Consider the following 2,956-nt stretch of genomic DNA (forward strand, 5'->3'; position numbering starts at 1 on the left):
GGGGCTGAAACGGACCTTTCGAGGGTAGTCCCTCAGCGCTGTACTTTCGCGGTGGAGATGACCCCGTCGTAACTTCCTCAGGAACACGGTCTTGCCGGGACGCGCCCCCGGTGACTCGTCGGGGGCGCGTACGGCCGTGGTGCCCGAGGGGAGCCGGTCAGCCGGCCGCGCGCGGGACCACCGTGGACAGCACGTCGGTCAGCCCGTGCCAGTCCGCGGAGATGATGCTGGCGTGCTTCCCCGCGAGGAGGGCGAGCCGGTCCAGCGCCTGGGCGGACGTCGGGTTGGTGCCGTCGATGGCGGGCGCCACGTTGTGCGCGTCCGTCATCAGCACCAGGTACTTGTTGCGGGCGTACCACGCGGTGTCGATGGAGCCGCTCGCGTACGCGGAGGCGTCCCCGTCGAAGATCACGAACCACGGCCGGACGGAGACGTCGGTGTACCGGGTGCGAGGGTCACCGGCCTGAGCCGTGTGCACGGCGGGGAAGGCCGAGGCCTCGCGCAGACGGCCCGCCGCGGCGAGGTCGCGCAGCCGGGTGGCGTACTCACGGTCCGTCCACAGGGTGTCGAGCGGGTTGCCCTCCTCGACCGTGCCCGGGATCAGCTCCACCAGGAAACGGCCCGCCAGCGCGTCGCGCGTGGGCCAGCCCCCGGCCGTGACGGCTTCGTCGAGGGTGGCGTGCGTGCCGACGAGGTCGGCCGGACGGTACAGCGCGTCGCCGAGCTTCGCCGTGAGCAGCGCGTCGAGTTCGGCCGGACCGCGACCGCTCGTACCGAGGAACCCGTCCTTGAGCTCGACCTTCAGCACGATGGGCCGGTGTCCCGGGTGGGCGTCGTGCCAGGCGCGGATGTCGGAGAGGCAGCCGGCGAGGTTCTGGTTGCGCGGCTTGCTGCGGAGTTCGGCGGCGCTCGCCGCGTTCTCGCAGTTGTTGTCGTTGCCGAGCGGATTGCTGTGGGACACCCGCCAGGAGCTGCCGAACACGTTGGTCCACACGTCGAGCTCGAGCATCGCCGCACCGGAGTCGAGGGCGTCGGCGAAGTAGGTGTACGTCGACTTCTCGTACGCGTTGTGCACCCCGACGCCCGTCGTCGCACCGTACGAGCTGCCGCCCTGCCCCGTGGCGGACTGTGCGCTGCCGGCCGAGACCGCCACGCAGAACAACCCGGCCGCGGCGGCCGTCGCCCACCGGTGCCATCCCTGCTTCATGGACCCTCACCCTCACCCACGTCGTCGAAGTTGATGCGAACGCGTCAACCAGGAGCACGATAGGAGGCACGGATGACCTTCAGGAGTACGCGAACCGGCCGTTCGGGGAGTACCTGTTGTCCGCGGGGAAGCCGCGGACAACAGGTGTACGGGGCAGTGCCGGGTCCGGCCGGGCGGGTCAGGACGTCCCGTCGAGGCCGCTCGCGTAGTGCTCGATCGCGGCCCGGTACCGCCTCACGTACGGATCCTCGCTGGTCGACGCGACGAGCCGCAGCAGAAGTCCCATCGCCTCGTGGTGCTCGCCCGTGTTGTAGAGCGCCATCGCCAGGAACGTGTGGAGCGCGCCGTCGTCGGGGAACTCCGCCACCCCCCGACGGAGCGTCTCGACGGCCTGCCCGTATCTTCCGAGCACCCGGTAGGTACTGCCGAGGCCGACGAGCGCGCCGCGCCGGTCCTCCTCGCCGAGGTGCCCGCCCGACAGACAGCGCTCGTAGTACGCCACCGCCTCGGCCTCCAGTCCGAGAACGTCGTGGGCCCACGCCGTCTGGTACGCGACCTCCGCGTCCTCGGGGAACCTCGCGGTCAGCGCGAGCAGTTGCTCCCGGGCCTCTTCCGGTCGGCCCTCGGTACGCAGCCGCACGGCGTCGGCCAGCAGTTCGTCCCTCTTCGCTGCACTCATGGGTGACATGGTGGCAGGCCCCGGCGGGGCGCCGCCGCGCGCCCTGCCGGGGCGAGGCCGCAGCGCGGTCCCCGGGTGTCTGGACGCCCGAGGGCCGGGTGTCCGGGGCCGGTGCGTGGCGCCCGGACGAAGTCCTTCGGCAGGCGTGGCCGGATCGGGGTGTGACCGGCCAGGGCCGGGGCATCCGAGGGCCATGACCGCAGACGCGAACCGCCCTGTGCGGAAGAGAAGTTGGACGCACACCCTCCTGCGCGCCGGCATTCTGGTGGTGGCCTTCGTGGGCCTCGTCGCCTTCTCCGTCGTCCTGGCGAAGGTGACCCTCACGCCGTCACCCGCCTCGGCGGGGATCGCCCATTCGAACATGACCCCCGGACGCTCGCTCCGGCAGTACGCGGAGGACTACACCTTCCTCGCCGCCTGCAAGCAGGCGGGCGGGAACATCCTGCTCGGCGCTCCCTTCGGGGTGCTGATCCCGGTGCTCGTGCCGCGTCGGCTCCGGATGCTCCGCATGATCCTGCTGACCGGCGTGGTCATGGTGGTCGTGGAGCTGGCCCAGGGCGCCGTCGTGGAGGGAAGGGCTTTCGACATCGACGACGTGATCCTGAACACCACCGGCGCGCTGCTCGGTTACCTTCTCGTCGGGCGCCGGATCAGCCACCACTACCACTCCTTCGCGAAGGTCCGTCCCGAGCCCGCCCCGGTCGCACGGACCACGTCCGGCCGGCGGACCGCCGGCCGTGCGGGATGGAGGGAGCGGGTCGCTGCGGCGACCGCGCGGGCGGGGGTGCCCCGCACGGCGAAGGCACTGGCCGTGGATGGGAAGGGAACCGGGAACGGACGGGCCGTGAAGGCGCCCGTCACCGCGCCGGACAAGCGCTCCGGGAAGGCCCCGGCCGAGGCCCGGAACACCGGAGCGGCGCGGCCCGAGGGCGGGCGCACGCTGCTGGAGAGGTTCCGCAACCGCCGCTGACCGGGACGGTAGGGCGTCCCGGTCCTGGCCGTCTCGCTCGGTGGGGCCGGGCGGTACAACCACGTGATCAACGACACGGGTGCCCCCGCGTTCGGGACGG

At 72.0% G+C, this 2,956-nt stretch carries 3 protein-coding genes; 1 reads left to right on the top strand and 2 read right to left on the bottom strand.

Going from position 1 to position 2,956, the window contains the following annotated elements; genetic code table 11:
• Positions 1-157: 157 nt before the first annotated feature.
• Complete coding sequence (locus ACWD3D_RS35505) at positions 158-1,207, bottom strand: phosphatidylinositol-specific phospholipase C domain-containing protein (RefSeq protein WP_451464797.1); 1,050 nt, start codon at positions 1,205-1,207, stop codon at positions 158-160.
• A gap of 178 nt (positions 1,208-1,385) precedes the next feature.
• The gene (locus ACWD3D_RS35510; protein ID WP_451464798.1) at positions 1,386-1,886 is read right to left on the bottom strand and encodes a tetratricopeptide repeat protein; all 501 of its coding nucleotides are present in this window, start codon (positions 1,884-1,886) and stop codon (positions 1,386-1,388) included.
• A 193-nt stretch (positions 1,887-2,079) separates the two neighbouring features.
• On the opposite strand from ACWD3D_RS35510, the gene ACWD3D_RS35515 reads away from it, so the two are divergent.
• Entirely contained in the window at positions 2,080-2,856 is a 777-nt protein-coding gene (locus ACWD3D_RS35515) for a VanZ family protein (RefSeq protein ID WP_451464799.1), read from the top strand.
• Positions 2,857-2,956: the final 100 nt, after the last annotated feature.

The organism is Streptomyces sp. NPDC002690, assembly GCF_053592415.1.

Excerpts from the sequence above, each read along its gene's own strand:
- ACWD3D_RS35510 (WP_451464798.1), bottom strand. The coding sequence starts at position 1,886 with ATGAGTGCAGCGAAGAGGGACGAACTGCTGGCCGACGCCGTGCGGCTG.
- ACWD3D_RS35515 (WP_451464799.1), top strand. The coding sequence starts at position 2,080 with ATGACCGCAGACGCGAACCGCCCTGTGCGGAAGAGAAGTTGGACGCAC.
- ACWD3D_RS35505 (WP_451464797.1), bottom strand. The coding sequence starts at position 1,207 with ATGAAGCAGGGATGGCACCGGTGGGCGACGGCCGCCGCGGCCGGGTTG.